Here is a 16,479-nt window from a genome sequence, read left to right on the forward strand (position 1 = left end):
TTGTAGTGTAAGATGAAGATAGCTAAGTGTTTCATAGTTGTTGTTGCTCTTATGGTTGGGCCATTTTCACCCAATGCCCTCCTTGCGCAGGTGGATACTACAATGCTTTCGGGCGATCGCTTTTACGATTTGTCGCTCGAGCAGCTGATGAATATTCCCGTAGAAATCTCCTCTAAGAGCGCTGTAAATATCAGGGAGACTCCGGGCATTGTTTCCGTAATCAATCAGAAGGAGATGCTCAGGGCAGGTGCTCGCGATCTGGTGGATGTGCTTACGCTATTTGTTCCGGGAATGGGTTTTGGGGTTGATGTTGAAGGTGTAGTTGGCGTTGGTTTTCATGGAATTTGGGGCAATGAGGGCAAGGTGCTACTGCTTATTGATGGGCAGGAGGCCAACGAGGAGCTGTTTGCTACCCTGCAGCTGGGTGGACACTATCCGGTGGACATGATTGAAAGGGTGGAGGTTATTCGAGGACCCGGAAGCGCAATGTATGGAGGTTATGCAAGCCTTGCGGTTATAAATATTATTACCAAAGCTACAGGAAATAAGGCTGAATCGCATGGTGCATTTCTAAACTCTTTTTCACGAAATGCGGCTACCCATAGCGATTTCTCACTTGGCTTTACCCAACCTTTCACCAATGGGGTGGTTAATTTCAGCGCCACCGAAGGAACCGGAACACGGGCTACACGAACTTGGATCGACGCCACCGGTTTTCTGGTGAAGCTGGCCGACAAGTCGGATATTGGTGTTGGCAACTACAACCTCCGTGTTGCATACAAGGGATTTTCCATAAGGGGAATGCTCGACAGCTATCGGCTGCAAATAGCCACGCTTTATGGCACTGCATTGAATAACGCAAAAACCTACGATCAACGCTTCGATAGCTACTTTGGTGAGGCAACCTATACCTACGCGGTAAACAATGTTATAAAAATTGTTCCCAAGTTGCAGTATAAGCAGCAATATCCTTGGCAGCTGCAGGTTCCTACTTTGGGATATTTCAACAAGCGGTATAGCAAAAAGGTAGACTTCGACATTAGCTCGACCTACAATTTAGGTGGTGGCTCAAACATTTTAGTTGGCTCCTCCATTTCAAGGTGTAATATTTTGGATGTTGCTAGTGACAATCTTACCAACAATAATGATTTTGGCATCACCAATTTTTCGGCCTACGCTCAGCTTCTTCTTTTCTCAAAATGGGTAAACATTACTGCCGGTGCGCGATACGATTACTACAACCACTTTGGTAATTCATTGGTGCCCCGCATAAGCATTACACGCGCTTGGACAGGCTTTAACTTCAAGGCAATGGCCAGCCAATCTTTTCGTGTTCCAGGGGGAGTGGTTTCCATGCGAAATTTTAATTCGGGAAAAATTCTTGAGCCCGAAAAGGCAACTAACCTGGAGGTTGAACTTGGGTATCGGGTTTTTCGCTCCACTTGGCTGTCGTTTAATGCCTACCGGGTGCTGTTCGAGAAGGTTATTGTTTATGCTGCCGACCCGTCTACTGGTGTTGGCCAGTATGCAAATGGAGGCAAACAGGGTGCCTATGGAATGGAAGCCGATCTTCGATATAGCATAAAGTATGTAGATCTTCAGGTCAACTACGCTTACTATACGGCGCTCAAGAATAGCGTGGAAAATTTTCTTGTGGAGCAGGATAATGCAGCATATCCAGGTTTTGCCAACCAACGGGTAACCACGATAGCAGCGATTAACCTTACTAAGAATATTGCCCTCACTCCGTCAATTTCCTACTACGGCCCTCGCTATGGTTTTACATCCTATGGGTTAAGCACAAAGAAATATGCAGAAACTGCGGTGGTGAATGTTGCGCTCACCATGCGAAACATTGGTGTTGAGGGGCTTGACCTTTACTTTGGTGGCCACAATATCCTCGACAAGAATATGCCTACTATTCAACCATACAATGGTGGTCACCTACCGCTACCGGGCGAATCGGCCTCCGTGTTCTCACGGTTAGTTTTCAATTTTTAGGCTACTCTGCGTTCCACTCCCTGTAGAATTGAACTAGGAATTGCTCCATAAAAGCGTGGCGCTCCTCGGCAATGGCTTTTGCTGTGGGTGTATTTATCCTCTCCTTAAGCAAAAGCAACTTTTCGTAGAAGTGGTTAATGGTGTGCGAATGCTTGGTTTTATAATCCCCAAAGGAGTGATGCATAGTTGGCGCAACATCGGGCTCGTAGAGGCTGCGATTTTTTGAACCACCGTAAGTAAATGCGCGAGCAACACCAATGGCTCCAATGGCATCGAGCCTGTCGGCATCTTGAACGCACATGCTTTCGATTGAGGAGGTGGGCGTAGCTACCTCAGCACCCTTAAAGCTTACCTCATCAATGATTTTAAGTATGCTATGCTTGTCTTCTGCCGAAATGCTTATTTGTTCAAGGAATGCTTCAGTCTTGTTATCCTCCTCAAGGCCCAATTTCCAATCATCAATATCGTGGAGAAGTGCTGCCATCTCTACCAAGAAAAGGTTGGCGTTTTCCTCCACTGCTAACTTTCTTGCCGTGCGGGTTACCCGTTCAACGTGCCACCAGTCGTGGCCGGTGGTGTCGTGTGTATGGAACTGCTCAACAAACCGATAAGTTTTCTCAATTGACTCTTGCTGGTAATCCGTCATGGCTTTAAGTTTATTTCGGTAAAAATAACAATTGCAGCTGAAGGTCAGTAAGGAGTCGTAGTATTAAAACCGGGGAATCCAACTTTTTGTAAAGATGCATGGTTCTCGCTTCAAAAAACTTGATGGTTCGGGGTGTATTATCTCATATGGACGGGAGCTAATCATGCCTTGTATAACGATGTAGATACACGTTTTGATCTTTTTCAAGTGGGTCTGAAGTTGCTTGCGCTGCAGTCATAAAAAGGGAAATGGACTAATTATTTTTCAAATGCACAAATGGATTCGGTCTCAAATTGTTTTGCGTGTTGCATTAACAATATCGTTGAATTGTAAAAAAAATGTTAATGGCTTGTTATTATTAGAATACTAAGAAACTTCTAATAAATTTGTGATGAAAAATCTGGGTTTTAGTAAGATTTGATAATACTCTTTTCCGAGTTGTCTGATAGATGTTAAATTCAAATGTGGTTTTTTGTGATGCTTAAAAAAATATTTTCCAAACTTCCACGCTTGCTGCTTCTGGCAGCCCTGCTGGTGGCAATTGCCTATTTGCATGGAAATCGGTCACATTCCAAGGGTAGCGTTGCCCAGCCGGAGTGCGATCTCGGTGTTCATTCCGTTTTTTCTTTGACAGACATTCAGCATATTTTTCCAAGTGCATTCCATGCAAAACCAAGTGGGGTAGATTCGTCGGTGGTCTTTGTTTATGATGTTGATAAAGTTCTCTTGGGCAAAGTCATTTGTTCAAGTCCTTATGCCGATAGCATTATTGGTTACGCTGGAAGTACGCCACTGCTTGTGGGACTCAATTGCGGTGATACGGTGGTGGGTGTCTCTATGCTTCGAAATGTGGAATCGCCCGGGTTCATTCGAAAGATTGAAAAGCGTGGGTTTTTTAAAATATGGAACAATTTACCGGTTTCCGAAGCTTATGGTATGCCGGTTGATGCCATGGCGGGAGCGACCTATAGCACCACTGCTATTATCAAAAATATGCAGGTGTGCGTTGGAAGGTATCTGTCTAGTGGTAAAATTCCTCCGGAGCACCTGCCCTTCGATTGGATGAGTTTTTTAAAATTTGCGGCTTCGATTCTTGTGGTTTTGTTTGCACTCTTAAGCTTTTTCTTCACCAAGCAGCTGCGAAAAGGGCGTAATTACCTACTTAGTTCGGCAGTGCTGATCATTGGCCTCTGGGGTGGCTCATTTCTTTCGGCTGCACTACTTTATGGCTGGCTTGTGGATGGTTTTCCTTGGGCGGCACGTTTGCTACTTTGCACCATTTTTGTTCTCGCTGTGATTTTACCGCTGGTTACAGGAAAGGCCTTCTACTGTAATTACCTCTGCCCATTTGGTGCGTGCCAGGAGTTGGCCGGGAAAATTTTTCCTTGGAAGCTGGAGATTCCCATTCGAGTTGCTCGGTGGCTTCGATGGTTGCGCCCACTATTTTTTGCCTCAGTATTGATTCTTTTGCTTGTTGGCTTTTCGGTAGATTTAACGGAGCTGGAGCCATTTAGCATTTTCGCCTACCAAACGGTATCGGCCATTGTGATGGTGATGGCTATATTCTTCATAATTGTCTCCTTGGTTATTCCCAAACCTTGGTGCCGATTCTTCTGCCCAACGGGTGAATTCTTAGAGTTAATTAGAAAACCTGGCAAACCTTGGGGCAGAATTCAGCGAAAGGAATAAATGAAGAAGCTGTCCAGGTGGGACAGCTTCACTGTTAATATTCATCTTCGTTGAAGAAAAAATCATCTTTACTCGGATAGTCAGGCCAAATGTCTTCAATGCTTTCGTAAATCTCGCCCTCATCCTCAATCTCCACTAAATTTTCAATAACCTCCATGGGCGCACCTGATCGAATAGCAAAGTCGATAAGCTCCTCCTTTGTTGCTGGCCAAGGGGCATCTTCAAGTTTCGATGCTAGTTCAAGGGTCCAATACATAGTACTCAGTTTTATATTTTGAATGATTTTACTTTACTCTCCATAAAGCTCGCAAAAATATAAAAATTTTTTTCTTATTTGTTTGGCTTCCATAAAATTTCTTTCACTTTTAGTTTAAAAGCGAGGAAACGGGCTAAAACAAAGAGATAATCGGAGAGGCGATTTAGGTAGCGAATAACATTTTCCTGAACAGGAGTGTTTTCGGCCAACTTTATGGTGTTTCGTTCTGCCCTTCGGCACACGTTTCGAGCAATATGGCAGTAAGATACTGTAGGGTGGCCACCGGGAAGCACAAAGGAGGTAAGAGGAGGGAGCTCACTATCCATGGCATCCATCTCCTTCTCTAAGGCAACAATGTGCTCTTCGCTGATTTGTGGAATTGTAACCTTGCAGTTTTCGCAATCGGCTGCCAGAATTGAGGCACATGCCATGAGCTGGTCCTGTACAGAGACCAGCACTTCAAAAATATGGTGGTCAATGTCTTGGTCACGAATCAGCCCGATGTGGGAGATTAGCTCATCCACCGTGCCATAGGCTTCTATACGAGGATGATACTTGGGCACTCGCGTTCCGCCAATAAGGGATGTGGTACCCTTATCTCCTGTTTTTGTGTATATTTTCATTGAGCAAAAAGTTGAACAGTTCTAACTTGGAACGTAAATCTACTGGAAATGTTCAACCTTTCTCATGCCAACGGGTTCTGTATTTACCTTATCCGATTCAATTAATCCATCACGCAACCGAATAATTCTTCGCGCATGTAAGGCAATCTCCTCCTCGTGGGTTACCAGGATAATAGTGTTTCCAAGGTTGTAGATATCCTCAAAGAGGTTCATTATGTCGATGGACGTTTTGGTGTCGAGGTTTCCTGTAGGCTCGTCGGCAAGGATTATGGAAGGATTATTTATAAGCGCTCTTGCAACGGCAACTCTTTGACGTTGACCTCCTGATAGCTCGTTGGGTTTGTGGTCCATGCGGTCGGCTAGGCCAACATTGGTGAGGGTAACCTCCGCTTTCTTTTCTCTTTCTGCTTTAGGAATACCAGCATATATTAGCGGCAGCATTACATTCTCAAGCGAAGAGTAACGGGCAAGCAGGTTGAAGGTTTGAAAAACAAAGCCAATCTCCTTGTTTCGTATATCGGCCAGCTGATCGTCCGACATTTTACTTACGTCGGTATTGTTTAGAATGTATGTTCCTGCGGTGGGGGTATCAAGGCAGCCAAGAATGTTCATCAGGGTTGATTTACCCGAACCCGATGGCCCCATAATTGCAACGTATTCATTGGATGACATTGACAGGCTAACCCCATTTAGTGCCTTAACCACCTGGGTTCCTACCTTGTAATATTTGGTGATTCCTTCAATCGAAATAAGATTCCTTACTGCCATAACCCTTGAATTTAGTATCGTACAATATAGTTTTGTTTTTGAAACTTCTTGTTCATGAACACAATACCCATTCGGAAAAGATCCATGGATATCCGGCATTGGTCTTGTTGCTTAATGGCTTCCCACGCCGCCTCCATTTCATCGCTCCAGTGGATATCATCGAATATAAAGATAGCGTTTTGGGTCGAAATTTCGGCACAGCGATTAAAGTTATTAAGTGTTGCCTCAAGCGTGTGATCTCCATCAATATAAAATAGCCCAAACCGCTTTCTCTCTTTTTTTAATTTATCCAGTGCCTCCTTGAATGAGGCTGTAATTACTTCCACATTGACCATATCGGCGTTGTCAAGTTCCTGCTCTGCAAGACGCGCGTATGGCATGTGACCTTCAACCGAAACAAGCACGCTGCTTGGCGAGCCTGTGGCAAGGTAGAAGGTGGACATCCCTAGTCCGGTACCCAACTCCAAAATATCATCAGCCCCAAAATGCTTCGATAGCAGGTAGAGCAATTCGCCATATCGGGAAGGAATAGCAGAATACTGCATTATTTGGCTTACCAATACTTTTTTTTGCTCTCCGCTCGATAACAACGCACCAGCCCCAAGAATGCTGCGTGGCAATGTTGCCTTACTGCTTAAAAACCCTCGCCTGTAGTTGCGGGCTAATGTCTTTAACTCTATTGGTACATTCTCACGTAACGTTTTGTTAAGCAGATTAAAGGTGAATGGAGAGTGAATACCAAATCCTTTACGGTGCTTTGCAATTAATTTATAGACAATGTACTTCCTCAAAAGTTTAATAGGACCTCTCCTTCGCCTCATGTCACTATATTTTGCTGCAAAGTTAAGCAATGAAATGAACTTATTGCATACAGTGGCTGGTTGCTAAATATGCAGTGCCAAGCTATTCCACAGTAAAAAAATCCCACTATTTTTGCTAGGTGGATAAATTTTTTGATACAGAATTAAAATTTCTGCCTGGAGTTGGGCCCAAACGGGCTGAGTTGTTGAACAAGGAACTTCAGCTGGCCACCTTTCGCGACCTCCTCTACTATTTCCCGTTTAAGTATATCGATCGATCTAAGTTTTACGCTATTGCCGAAATCACCGATGACCAGTCGTATGTGCAGATTCGAGGAAAAATTGTAGGATTTTCTTTTGTGGGCGAGGGTCGCGGCAAGAGGCTAGTGGCTTCTTTCACCGATGGGAGGAGTGTGGCTGAGCTGGTTTGGTTTAAGGGAATTAAGTGGATACAGCCCAAGTTGAAGGTAAATGTTCCCTATGTTGTGTTCGGTAAGCCCAGCATGTTCAATGGCAAGTTGAACTTCGTCCATCCGGACGTGGAGGATGGGCTTAAGAGCGATGGAACAATTGGCGGTGGATTGCAGGCCTACTACAACACCACCGAAAAGTTAAAGTTGTCGTTTTTAAATTCAAAGGCGATACTCAAGTTACAGGAAAATCTTCATAGGGTAATTGTGGACAAGGTTCAGGAAAGCCTGCCCCCTCATCTTCTTCAGCAGCTGAAGTTATTGCCGTTAATGGAAGCATTGCAGTATATCCACTTTCCACCGGGGATGGAGGAGCTGCGTAAGGCTCAAACTAGATTGAAGTTTGAAGAGTTGTTCTTTATCCAGCTTAACCTGCTAACTCAGAAAAATTATCGAACACGCCAAGTAAATGGCCATGTGTTTTCTAAAGTGGGAGACCATTTCAACTCCTTTTACAACCAAAAGTTGCCATTTCCCCTTACAGAAGCGCAAAAAAGAGTGCTGCGAGAAATTCGGCGCGACCTTGGTTCGGGTAGGCAAATGAATCGGCTGCTTCAGGGCGACGTGGGAAGTGGTAAAACGCTGGTTGGGCTCATGTCCATGCTTCTTGCCAACGACAACGGATACCAGGCCAGCATTATGGCACCCACTGAAATTTTAGCAACGCAGCATTTCCAAACAATCACCTCCTTTTTGGAGGGACTTGATGTGTCTGTTGCCCTATTAACGGGCTCAACAAAAAAATCGGAACGCAAAAAGTTGTTTGCTGAGCTTGAGCAGGGCACTATCGATATCTTAATTGGTACGCACGCGCTGCTTGAGGATACAGTGCAGTTTCGGGACTTAGGGCTAGTGATTATTGATGAGCAGCAGCGCTTTGGGGTTGCCCAGCGGGCTAAGCTGTGGCAGAAGAATACCAACCCACCGCACATACTGGTAATGACCGCCACACCAATTCCCCGCACCTTAGCCATGACAGTATATGGCGACTTGGAGGTGTCGGTGATTGATGAGCTGCCTCCTGGACGGAAACCAATAAATACCATCCACTACTACGACAACAAACGGTTAAAGATGTTTGGCTTTATTCGTGAGCAGGTGAGGCTGGGCCGGCAGATTTACGTGGTTTATCCCCTGATAAAAGAGTCGGAGAAGATGGACTACAAAGATTTGCAGGATGGATACGAAGGAATGGTGCGGGAATTTCCTCCACCGAACTATGTGGTTGTAGTGGTGCATGGGCAGATGAAATCGGAGGAGAAGGATTTTTCCATGAATCTTTTTGCATCGGGCAAAGCGCATATTATGGTGGCAACCACAGTAATTGAGGTGGGTGTTAATGTGCCCAATGCCTCTGTAATGATTATTGAGAGTGCTGAGCGCTTTGGGCTTTCACAGCTGCATCAGCTACGGGGGAGGGTAGGGCGTGGTGCCGACCAATCATATTGCATACTTATGACTGGCACAAAGCTTTCGTCCGATTCGCGCAAGCGGATTAGCACCATGGTAAACACCAATGATGGTTTTGAAATTGCCGAGGTTGACCTTGCGTTAAGGGGGCCAGGTGATATGGAAGGAACCATGCAGAGCGGTATGGCCTTCGACCTCAAAATTGCCAATATTGCCAAGGATGGACAGCTGCTCACCTGGGCGCGCAATGTTGCAACCGACCTCCTGCAGGAAGACCCTTTGCTTGATTCACCAAAAAACAGTATATTAAGGACCGAATTGCAGCGCTTTAAGGTTCATAATAATTATGATTTTAGCAAAATAAGTTAGCCATGAAATTCCGCTGTATTCCATTATTCTTGAGTTTTTTACTCATCTCCTTAGTTGGCCGTTCGCAAGATTCTGCTAAAAAGGTACCACCAAAGAACACCTGTGTTGAACATAGATTTTCGCAGAGTGCTTTTAAATCTGGTGAGCAGCTTACCTATGCCATGAGCTATTCTTTGCTCTTCATATGGACAGACGTTGGAGAGGTGGTTTTCACTGCTCAAGATGTTGATTTTCATGGGAAACCTGCTGTCCATTTTAAAGCGGAAGGGAAAACCTACTCTTTCTACGACAAATTTTTTAAGGTTAGAGATTTATATGAGTCCTGGGTTGAACCAAAATCTCTGCGACCAATCTATTTCAATCGTGAGGTTGACGAAGGAGGATATACCATTAATAATATCTACACTTTCGATTGGTCAACGGACCGCCTTTTCGCTTATATCAAGCGGAAAAACCACCCAGAGGAGATTGACACGCTCCAAATTCTTCCATGCTCCATCGATATTGTGAGCATTCTTTACTATAGCAGGAATATTGACTATTCTGAGGCAAAAATCAACCAGCGTTTCACTGTCTCCCTTGCTTTGGATGACCAACTTTATACGGTTATGTACCGTTACCTTGGCAAAGAGGCGATCGATGTTAAAGGGCTGGGACGATTTCGTTGTATGAAGTTTGGTGTAGGTTTGGTTAAAGGAACAGTATTTTCGGGTAAGGAGGAACTTACGCTTTGGATAACCGACGATGACAACAAGATTCCTATTTACATTGAATCTCCAGTAAAGGTTGGTACTATAAAGGGCAGGATAATTAAGATGCAGAATTTGCGCTTCCCGCTTTCCTCTAAAGTTCTGGAGAAAGATTAATTGTTACTGTTGATTTGAGCGCTGAATATTACGGTCGTTGTGTTCCAGCGTGTCAACCATAATTTGGTCTGCCATAGGATGCATGGGTTCGGTGCAGGGGGAACTGCCGATTATTTGAATTGTAACTAATAGTAGCTGGTGGTAATTCCACAATGGCTAGCTGCTGGTTGCTACCATTTTTGTAGATAGGTAATGAGAGTGCCATTTTCCAGTCATGTATTTCTTTTGGTGGCACTTCGGTGCTAATCTTATACTTCTTAATTAACACTCCATTTTGCTCAATGGAGACAATGTAGTTACAGTAAAGGTCTAAAATACATAGTAACGGGCTTATTCACTACAGAAGTTTTGCTATCCACCAATTCGTAGCCATTGTACACCCTTACAGTTAAAGAGGGTGATCCTTGTTGGCTTGTTCTGCCTTGGTTCAATAATTAACTCCATATTACCATTGTGAAATAGCGCAAACGCCGATAGTTGGCCAAGAATGGTGATGATGAAAAGGAGGAGGACGGTTTTTATTGCCATTAATTGTTTGTATAATCTAGGCAAAGAAACGCGATTCATTACAAAACTGATAAATTGGTTAGATCAAGGAGTGCCCTGCTTTGACCAGATTGGTTTTTCGGTTGACTGTTAGTAAAATAACATATATTGAAATGACTTTTATTGTGCTACGATTTTCACTAGGGGATTTACTGATTATCTTGAGGTTGTCTTGTTTTGTTTATTTATACTCATGATAAATTAGATAGTAAGCCAATAACAGCACCTGTTTTAGGGAAAAGCTAATCCAAAGAAATTTATTTTTGTTGTCAAAATTTCCAATTGTTCAGATGGTTACAACTTCGGGAAAAACGTTTGAGCACCTTGGCCGGGTGGTGGAGGTAACCCATAACAGCGTTCGCATTGCCATTGATGGTGTAGCTGGGTGTGGCTCTTGCCAGGCAAAATCGGTATGCGCCATGGGCGATGCTGTGGAGAAGGATCTTGTGGTTGATAATAAGGATCTAGCTCTAAATCTGAACGATCAAGTTCGGGTAATATTGAAACAGTCGCAAGGCATGAGAGCGGTTACCTTGGGCTATGTTTTTCCGTTGATTATCCTTTTATGTGTTCTCATTTCTGCAGTTCAAGTTCTTGGTAACGAGGTTGAGGCTGGGCTTTTTTCAGTTGGAGCCGTGGGCATATATTATCTGTTTCTAAGGCTTTTTCGGAAAAAACTTGAGGAAAAGTTTGTGTTTATTGTTGAAAAGATTGATTAGAAATCCATAATACAATGAGTTCTACTATTATCCTTTTTACAGTTATTACTTTGAGTTTACTGGGAATAGTATCAGCCATTGTGCTGTACTTTGTTGCCCAGAAGTTTAAGATTTTTGAAGATCCTCGTATCGACGATGTTGAAGTCATGCTGCCCGGTGCGAACTGTGGAGGTTGCGGATATCCCGGTTGCCGTGGCTTGGCCGATGCATTGGTGAAGGCGGAGGACCTCTCAACTCTCTTTTGCCCTGTTGGAGGCAACGAAACCATGGCCAGTATTGCCCAGTATTTGGGCAAGGCAGTTGTTGCGAAGGATCCACAGGTTGCCGTAATACGCTGCCAGGGTTCGCCAGATCATCGCAAGCAAACCAATTTCTACGATGGTGCTACCTCTTGTGCAGTCTCCACCTCCCTCTATTCGGGCGATACGGGCTGCCAGTATGGATGCCTCGGCTACGGCGATTGCGTTTCGGTTTGCAATTTCGATGCTATTTTCATCAATCCTGTTACGAAGTTGCCGGAGGTAATCGATGATAAGTGTACGGCCTGTGGTGCTTGCGTTACTGCTTGTCCAAAGAATATTATTGAGCTAAGGAAGAAGAGACCTAAGGATAGAAAAATCTTCGTTTCGTGTGTGAGCATGGACAAGGGCGCCATTTCGCGAAAAGCATGTCAGGTTTCCTGCATTGGTTGTGGAAAGTGCGTAAAGGTTTGCGCCTTTGATGCCATTACCTTGCAAAATTACCTTGCCTATATAGATGCACAGAAGTGCACCCTTTGCCGCAAATGTGTGGCTGAGTGCCCAACCAATGCCATTCTTGAGCTCAATTTCCCTCCTCGAAAGAAGGTGGAAGTTGCAGAGGGTGAAGTTTCAGGTAGTTAATTTTGGTAAAACTTAAATAGCCTAAACCGTGTTGAAAACATTTTCAAAAGGCGGTGTACATCCACCAGAGGAAAAGATGTCGGCCTCAGCCGCAATCTCCATATTACCCATTCCGAATGAGGTTTTTATTCCAATTTCACAGCATATTGGTGCCCCATCTGAGCCGGTAGTGGCCAAAGGCGACAAGGTAAAGGTTGGCGATGTTATTGCCAAGAGTACCGGTTTTGTTTCGGCCAACATCCACTCTTCCGTATCGGGAACAGTTGTTGCTATTGAATCAGTGGTTGATGCCAGTGGATATCCCCGCCAAGCCGTAAAAATTGCGGTGGAGGGCGACGAGTGGCGTGCTGAAATAGAAAGGTCCTCCAACTTTATAAAGGCTGGTAACTTGTCTTCGAAGGAAATTCTCGACATTATCCAGGCATCCGGCATTGTGGGTCTTGGAGGTGCAACATTCCCATCGCACGTTAAGTTATCGGTGCCTCCCGGTAAAAAGGCAGAAGCCTTAATTATCAACGGCGTGGAGTGCGAACCCTACCTCACCTCCGACCATAGGCTGATGCTCGAAAAGGGGCATGAGGTATTGGAGGGCGCTCGCTTGCTGATGAATGCCTTGGGCGTATCAAAGGCTTATGTGGGAATTGAGAGCAATAAGCCCGACGCCATTACTCACCTGAAGACGCTGGTGAAAAACTATGAAGGGATTGAGATTGTCCCACTCAAGGTGAAATATCCTCAGGGCGGTGAAAAGCAGCTGATTAAGGCTGTGATTGGCCGTGAAGTTCCATCGGGTGGACTACCCATCGATGTTGGTGCCGTAGTGCACAACGTGGGTACTGCGTTCGCCGTGTACGAAGCGGTGGTTAAGCATAAACCTCTTTTTGAAAGAGTGGTTACCGTTACCGGTAAATCGGTTAATAATCCACGCAACTTCATGGTTAGGGTGGGCACTCCGGTTTCTAACCTTATTGATGCCATTGGCGGTATGCCCGAAGATACGGGCAAAATAATTAGCGGCGGCCCCATGATGGGGAAAGCCCTAAATAACCTGAATGCGCCGGTAACAAAGGGAACATCGGGCATACTGCTCGTTCCTGAAAAGTTGTCGCGTCGACCACAGGAGGCCGTTTGTATTCGTTGCTCTAAATGCGTGAGCGCCTGCCCCATGGGTTTAGAGCCTTACCTGCTTATTAAGTTAAGCAAGAGAAGCCTTTACGAGCGCATGGAAGTTGAACGCGTTCTCGATTGCATGGAGTGCGGTTCTTGCAGCTTCACCTGTCCGGCCAACTTGCCACTACTCGACTATATTCGGTTGGGGAAGGGTGCCGTTGCCAAAATGATTAGAAACCGTAAGAAATAAACAACCCAAAAACTAATATAGCTGATGGAAAAAATATTCACCGTTTCTCCTTCTCCCCATGCATTTGGGAAGGAGTCCGTCAGAAAGCTAATGTTCGACGTCATAATTGCCCTGCTTCCCGCGCTGCTTATATCCATTTTTTATTTCGGCTTGGGAGCACTCATTGTCACGTTGGTTTCGGTAGCTTCCTGCCTAATATTTGAGTATGTAATTCAGAAATACATCCTTAAGGTTAAACCCACCATTAATGACGGTTCCGCATTGGTTACCGGACTTCTATTGGCGTTTAATCTTCCTACCAATATACCTATCTTTCTCATTGTTATCGGTAGTCTGGTTGCCATAGGCATTGGAAAGATGAGCTTTGGTGGACTGGGAAACAACCCATTTAACCCCGCACTGGTGGGACGCGTATTTTTGCTCATCTCCTTTCCGGTTCAAATGACCAGCTGGCCCAAGCCCGTGCAGTTTACGGGCATTACCAACTTTCTGGGTGCTCATATGCACTATGCTGATGCCGTTACAGGTGCAACTCCACTGGCTGCCATGAAGGAGGCGCTTAAGGCTGGCAAACCCGTTTCCGAAGTTTTTCATTCGGGAGTGATTCCTTCCTATGGCGATATGCTCATGGGGAATATGGGCGGAAGCCTTGGTGAGGTTGCTGCATTGGCACTGATTATTGGTGGTTTATATCTGTTGTTTCGTAAGGTAATTACCTGGCATATTCCCGTTGCTATTTTGGGCAGCGTTGCAGTGTTTACTACTCTGCTCAACTTGGGAAATCCTGAGCGATTTGCAGGTCCAGTATTTCATCTACTTACAGGTGGCGTTATTCTTGGTGCAATATACATGGCCACCGATTACGTAACATCACCCATGAGCCACAAGGGAATGATACTCTACGGAGTTGGCATTGGGGTTATTACCGTACTTATTCGAGTGTTTGGAGCATATCCGGAAGGAGTTTCCTTTGCCATTCTTATTATGAACGGCTTTGTTCCTCTAATAAACATGTATATGAAACCTAAACGCTTTGGGGAGGTGTTGAAAAATGGCAGGTAAAGAATCTACGTTCAAAAATATGGTGGTAACACTGTTTGTAATAACATTTGTTGCCTCAGCCGCTCTTGGAGTTGTGTACGAGCTTACCAAGGAGCCCATTGAGGCCGCTCAGGTGGCTAAGATTAACAATGCCATTAAGTCGGTAGTGCCGCCCTTTGACAATAACCCCAGCGCCGAGGGATACCTTGTTGCTTACGAAAAGGATAGCCTCAAGATGTATCCGGCCAAAAAGGACGGAAAGTTAGTTGGTGTTGCCGTAGAAACCTATACCGACAAGGGTTTTGCTGGACATATAAGCCTCATTGTTGGGTTTCTTCCCGATGGAACCATTAACGATGTGGCCATTATTTCGCAGCACGAAACTCCCGGCTTAGGCGATAAAATGGAGAAGAAAAAATCGAACTTCACTGTACAGTTTATGGGAAAGAACCCAAAGGATTTTAAGCTGATGGTGAGAAAGGATGGCGGCGATGTGGATGCCATTACGGCATCGACCATTAGTTCGCGGGCATTTTGCGACGCCGTTGATAGGGCCTACAACGCCTTTATGAAAGGAGGTAAGAAATGAATGTTTTTAAAGAAATAGTTCGGGGGGTAGTTAAGGAGAATCCCACCTTTGTGCTACTGCTGGGGATGTGCCCCACGCTGGCTACCACCACCTCTGCCGTCAACGGTATGGGCATGGGGTTTGCCACGCTCTTTGTACTGGCCATGTCGAACATGGTAATTTCCATGGTAAAGGACCTCATTCCGGGAAAGGTTCGTATTCCCGCCTTCATCGTAATTATTGCCTCCTTTGTAACCATGGTCGACCTTTCCATGGCAGCTTACCTGCCTGCGTTGCATGCGCAGCTTGGTATATTTATTCCACTTATTGTGGTTAACTGTATTGTTCTGGGCCGTGCCGAAGCATTTGCATCTAAAAATGGGGTTTTTGCTTCGTTTATGGATGGGGTAGGTATTGGGCTTGGATTTACCCTTTCGCTTACCGTGCTGGGCGCCGTTAGGGAGATGCTTGGCAGTAAAGCAGTTTTTGGATTCAAGTTTGGAACCGGCGATGGCATGCTCATCTTTGTGCTGGCCCCCGGAGCCTTTCTGGCCTTGGCCTACCTCATGGTGCTCTTTAATAAAATGAAACGCAAATATTTTAGCAACTAGCCATGGAATATATCATTATTGTCATTACCGCCATCTTTGTCAACAACGTTGTACTTTCCCAGTTTCTTGGGATATGTCCGTTCCTTGGCGTTTCCAGCAAGGTGGAAACCTCGCTTGGCATGGCCGGTGCTGTAACCTTTGTTATGGCCTTGGCTAACTTGGTAACCTACTTTGTGTTTAACTACATTCTCCTGCCACTTCACATTGGGTATATGCAAACCATCACCTTTATTCTGGTGATTGCTGCGCTGGTGCAAATGGTGGAGATTATTCTAAAAAAGGTGGCTCCTGCGCTCTACCAAGCGTTGGGAATCTTCCTTCCGCTTATTACCACCAACTGCGCCGTGCTGGGTATTGCATTGCTGGCTATACAGAAGAACTATAACCTCGTAGAGAGCGTGGTATTCAGCACCGCCACAGCGTTGGGCTTTGGATTGGCCTTGGTGATATTTGCCGGACTACGCGAGAACCTTGAGCTGGCGGAGGTGCCACGCGAGATGAAGGGAACTCCCATAGCATTGGTAACCGCCGGTATTTTAGCCATGGCATTCATGGGATTTGCCGGTATCGTAAAGTAAACAAGCTTAACCCCAAAATGCAAAGGCTTACCCACGGGTAGGCCTTTGTTGTTAAAGAGGATGGAGAACAACGGTTGGGTGAGTTTTGCTATATTTGCTAAAGTGGTGGTTTGGTGGGCACACCGATAAGGACATTCGCGTATTCTAAGATAAAAGCAAGTAAATTTAAAAAATTATGCAGCAAACTTGAAGGTGTCTACGTATGGCGTCCTCCGGTTGACTACTGCAAAAATCCTTGCCAGCAGCTTATTCCGCACGATGTTTATGGCGCACATGC

17 protein-coding genes are annotated in these 16,479 nt (G+C 45.1%); 11 read left to right on the plus strand and 6 right to left on the minus strand.

The window, feature by feature from the left end; all coding sequences use genetic code 11:
* The first annotated feature begins 12 nt into the window (after positions 1 to 12).
* A complete protein-coding gene (locus VMW01_06470) occupies positions 13 to 2,001 on the plus strand; it encodes a TonB-dependent receptor plug domain-containing protein (protein ID HUW05885.1) in 1,989 nt (662 codons plus the stop codon).
* Between the two features lies 1 nt (position 2,002).
* Here VMW01_06470 and VMW01_06475 read toward each other — a convergent pair whose 3' ends face one another.
* On the minus strand, positions 2,003 to 2,647 hold the full coding sequence (locus VMW01_06475; protein ID HUW05886.1) for an HD domain-containing protein: 645 nt from the start codon (positions 2,645 to 2,647) through the stop codon (positions 2,003 to 2,005).
* A gap of 477 nt (positions 2,648 to 3,124) precedes the next feature.
* Here VMW01_06475 and VMW01_06480 point away from each other — a divergent pair, with 477 nt between their 5' ends.
* Positions 3,125 to 4,336 carry a 4Fe-4S binding protein gene (locus tag VMW01_06480; protein HUW05887.1) on the plus strand — a complete coding sequence of 404 codons (1,212 nt, stop codon included), beginning with the start codon at positions 3,125 to 3,127 and terminating at the stop codon, positions 4,334 to 4,336.
* 34 nt (positions 4,337 to 4,370) lie between these two features.
* Here the strand turns inward: VMW01_06480 and VMW01_06485 are convergent, their stop codons facing one another.
* From VMW01_06485 to VMW01_06500, 4 genes are all read right to left on the minus strand, one after another.
* Positions 4,371 to 4,592, minus strand: coding sequence for a DUF2795 domain-containing protein (locus VMW01_06485; protein HUW05888.1), 222 nt, complete (start codon positions 4,590 to 4,592; stop codon positions 4,371 to 4,373).
* A gap of 74 nt (positions 4,593 to 4,666) precedes the next feature.
* Positions 4,667 to 5,215: a cob(I)yrinic acid a,c-diamide adenosyltransferase gene (locus VMW01_06490; GenBank protein HUW05889.1), complete on the minus strand. Its 549-nt coding sequence runs from the start codon at positions 5,213 to 5,215 to the stop codon at positions 4,667 to 4,669.
* A 39-nt stretch (positions 5,216 to 5,254) separates the two neighbouring features.
* Entirely contained in the window at positions 5,255 to 5,983 is a 729-nt protein-coding gene (locus tag VMW01_06495; protein ID HUW05890.1) for an ABC transporter ATP-binding protein, read from the minus strand.
* Between the two features lie 11 nt (positions 5,984 to 5,994).
* Positions 5,995 to 6,804 (minus strand): class I SAM-dependent methyltransferase, encoded by an 810-nt coding sequence (locus VMW01_06500; protein ID HUW05891.1) that lies wholly within the window; start codon positions 6,802 to 6,804, stop codon positions 5,995 to 5,997.
* A gap of 119 nt (positions 6,805 to 6,923) precedes the next feature.
* Here VMW01_06500 and recG point away from each other — a divergent pair, with 119 nt between their 5' ends.
* Both recG and VMW01_06510 read left to right on the plus strand, forming a co-directional pair.
* Complete coding sequence (recG, locus tag VMW01_06505; protein ID HUW05892.1) at positions 6,924 to 9,032, plus strand: ATP-dependent DNA helicase RecG; 2,109 nt, start codon at positions 6,924 to 6,926, stop codon at positions 9,030 to 9,032.
* Between the two features lie 2 nt (positions 9,033 to 9,034).
* Positions 9,035 to 9,898, plus strand: coding sequence for a DUF3108 domain-containing protein (locus VMW01_06510; GenBank protein ID HUW05893.1), 864 nt, complete (start codon positions 9,035 to 9,037; stop codon positions 9,896 to 9,898).
* Positions 9,899 to 10,249: 351 nt separating this feature from the next.
* Here the strand turns inward: VMW01_06510 and VMW01_06515 are convergent, their stop codons facing one another.
* A complete protein-coding gene (locus VMW01_06515) occupies positions 10,250 to 10,426 on the minus strand; it encodes a hypothetical protein (GenBank protein HUW05894.1) in 177 nt (58 codons plus the stop codon).
* Between the two features lie 308 nt (positions 10,427 to 10,734).
* On the opposite strand from VMW01_06515, the gene VMW01_06520 reads away from it, so the two are divergent.
* The 7 genes from VMW01_06520 to rsxA are packed head-to-tail and all read left to right on the plus strand — an operon-like array spanning position 10,735 to position 16,202.
* The gene (locus VMW01_06520; GenBank protein HUW05895.1) at positions 10,735 to 11,163 is read left to right on the plus strand and encodes a SoxR reducing system RseC family protein; all 429 of its coding nucleotides are present in this window, start codon (positions 10,735 to 10,737) and stop codon (positions 11,161 to 11,163) included.
* A 14-nt stretch (positions 11,164 to 11,177) separates the two neighbouring features.
* A complete protein-coding gene (locus tag VMW01_06525) occupies positions 11,178 to 12,044 on the plus strand; it encodes a Fe-S cluster domain-containing protein (protein ID HUW05896.1) in 867 nt (288 codons plus the stop codon).
* Between the two features lie 28 nt (positions 12,045 to 12,072).
* Positions 12,073 to 13,404: an electron transport complex subunit RsxC gene (gene rsxC / locus VMW01_06530; protein ID HUW05897.1), complete on the plus strand. Its 1,332-nt coding sequence runs from the start codon at positions 12,073 to 12,075 to the stop codon at positions 13,402 to 13,404.
* A gap of 24 nt (positions 13,405 to 13,428) precedes the next feature.
* Positions 13,429 to 14,466, plus strand: coding sequence for an RnfABCDGE type electron transport complex subunit D (locus VMW01_06535; protein HUW05898.1), 1,038 nt, complete (start codon positions 13,429 to 13,431; stop codon positions 14,464 to 14,466).
* A 19-nt stretch (positions 14,467 to 14,485) separates the two neighbouring features.
* Positions 14,486 to 15,034 (plus strand): RnfABCDGE type electron transport complex subunit G, encoded by a 549-nt coding sequence (locus VMW01_06540; protein ID HUW05899.1) that lies wholly within the window; start codon positions 14,486 to 14,488, stop codon positions 15,032 to 15,034.
* Entirely contained in the window at positions 15,031 to 15,624 is a 594-nt protein-coding gene (locus VMW01_06545) for an electron transport complex subunit E (GenBank protein HUW05900.1), read from the plus strand. Before VMW01_06540 ends, VMW01_06545 begins: the two co-directional genes overlap by 4 nt.
* Positions 15,625 to 15,626: 2 nt before the next feature.
* The gene (gene rsxA / locus VMW01_06550) at positions 15,627 to 16,202 is read left to right on the plus strand and encodes an electron transport complex subunit RsxA (protein HUW05901.1); all 576 of its coding nucleotides are present in this window, start codon (positions 15,627 to 15,629) and stop codon (positions 16,200 to 16,202) included.
* Positions 16,203 to 16,479 lie beyond the last annotated feature (277 nt).

The organism is Williamwhitmania sp., assembly GCA_035529935.1.
Taxonomy (GTDB): domain Bacteria; phylum Bacteroidota; class Bacteroidia; order Bacteroidales; family Williamwhitmaniaceae; genus Williamwhitmania.

Coding starts and splice junctions, on each gene's coding strand:
- VMW01_06470 (HUW05885.1), top strand. CDS start 13: ATGAAGATAGCTAAGTGTTTCATAGTTGTTGTTGCTCTTATGGTTGGG.
- VMW01_06475 (HUW05886.1), bottom strand. CDS start 2,647: ATGACGGATTACCAGCAAGAGTCAATTGAGAAAACTTATCGGTTTGTT.
- VMW01_06480 (HUW05887.1), top strand. CDS start 3,125: ATGCTTAAAAAAATATTTTCCAAACTTCCACGCTTGCTGCTTCTGGCA.
- VMW01_06485 (HUW05888.1), bottom strand. CDS start 4,592: ATGTATTGGACCCTTGAACTAGCATCGAAACTTGAAGATGCCCCTTGG.
- VMW01_06490 (HUW05889.1), bottom strand. CDS start 5,215: ATGAAAATATACACAAAAACAGGAGATAAGGGTACCACATCCCTTATT.
- VMW01_06495 (HUW05890.1), bottom strand. CDS start 5,983: ATGGCAGTAAGGAATCTTATTTCGATTGAAGGAATCACCAAATATTAC.
- VMW01_06500 (HUW05891.1), bottom strand. CDS start 6,804: ATGAGGCGAAGGAGAGGTCCTATTAAACTTTTGAGGAAGTACATTGTC.
- VMW01_06510 (HUW05893.1), top strand. CDS start 9,035: ATGAAATTCCGCTGTATTCCATTATTCTTGAGTTTTTTACTCATCTCC.
- VMW01_06515 (HUW05894.1), bottom strand. CDS start 10,426: ATGGCAATAAAAACCGTCCTCCTCCTTTTCATCATCACCATTCTTGGC.
- VMW01_06520 (HUW05895.1), top strand. CDS start 10,735: ATGGTTACAACTTCGGGAAAAACGTTTGAGCACCTTGGCCGGGTGGTG.
- VMW01_06525 (HUW05896.1), top strand. CDS start 11,178: ATGAGTTCTACTATTATCCTTTTTACAGTTATTACTTTGAGTTTACTG.
- VMW01_06535 (HUW05898.1), top strand. CDS start 13,429: ATGGAAAAAATATTCACCGTTTCTCCTTCTCCCCATGCATTTGGGAAG.
- VMW01_06540 (HUW05899.1), top strand. CDS start 14,486: ATGGTGGTAACACTGTTTGTAATAACATTTGTTGCCTCAGCCGCTCTT.
- VMW01_06545 (HUW05900.1), top strand. CDS start 15,031: ATGAATGTTTTTAAAGAAATAGTTCGGGGGGTAGTTAAGGAGAATCCC.
- rsxA (HUW05901.1), top strand. CDS start 15,627: ATGGAATATATCATTATTGTCATTACCGCCATCTTTGTCAACAACGTT.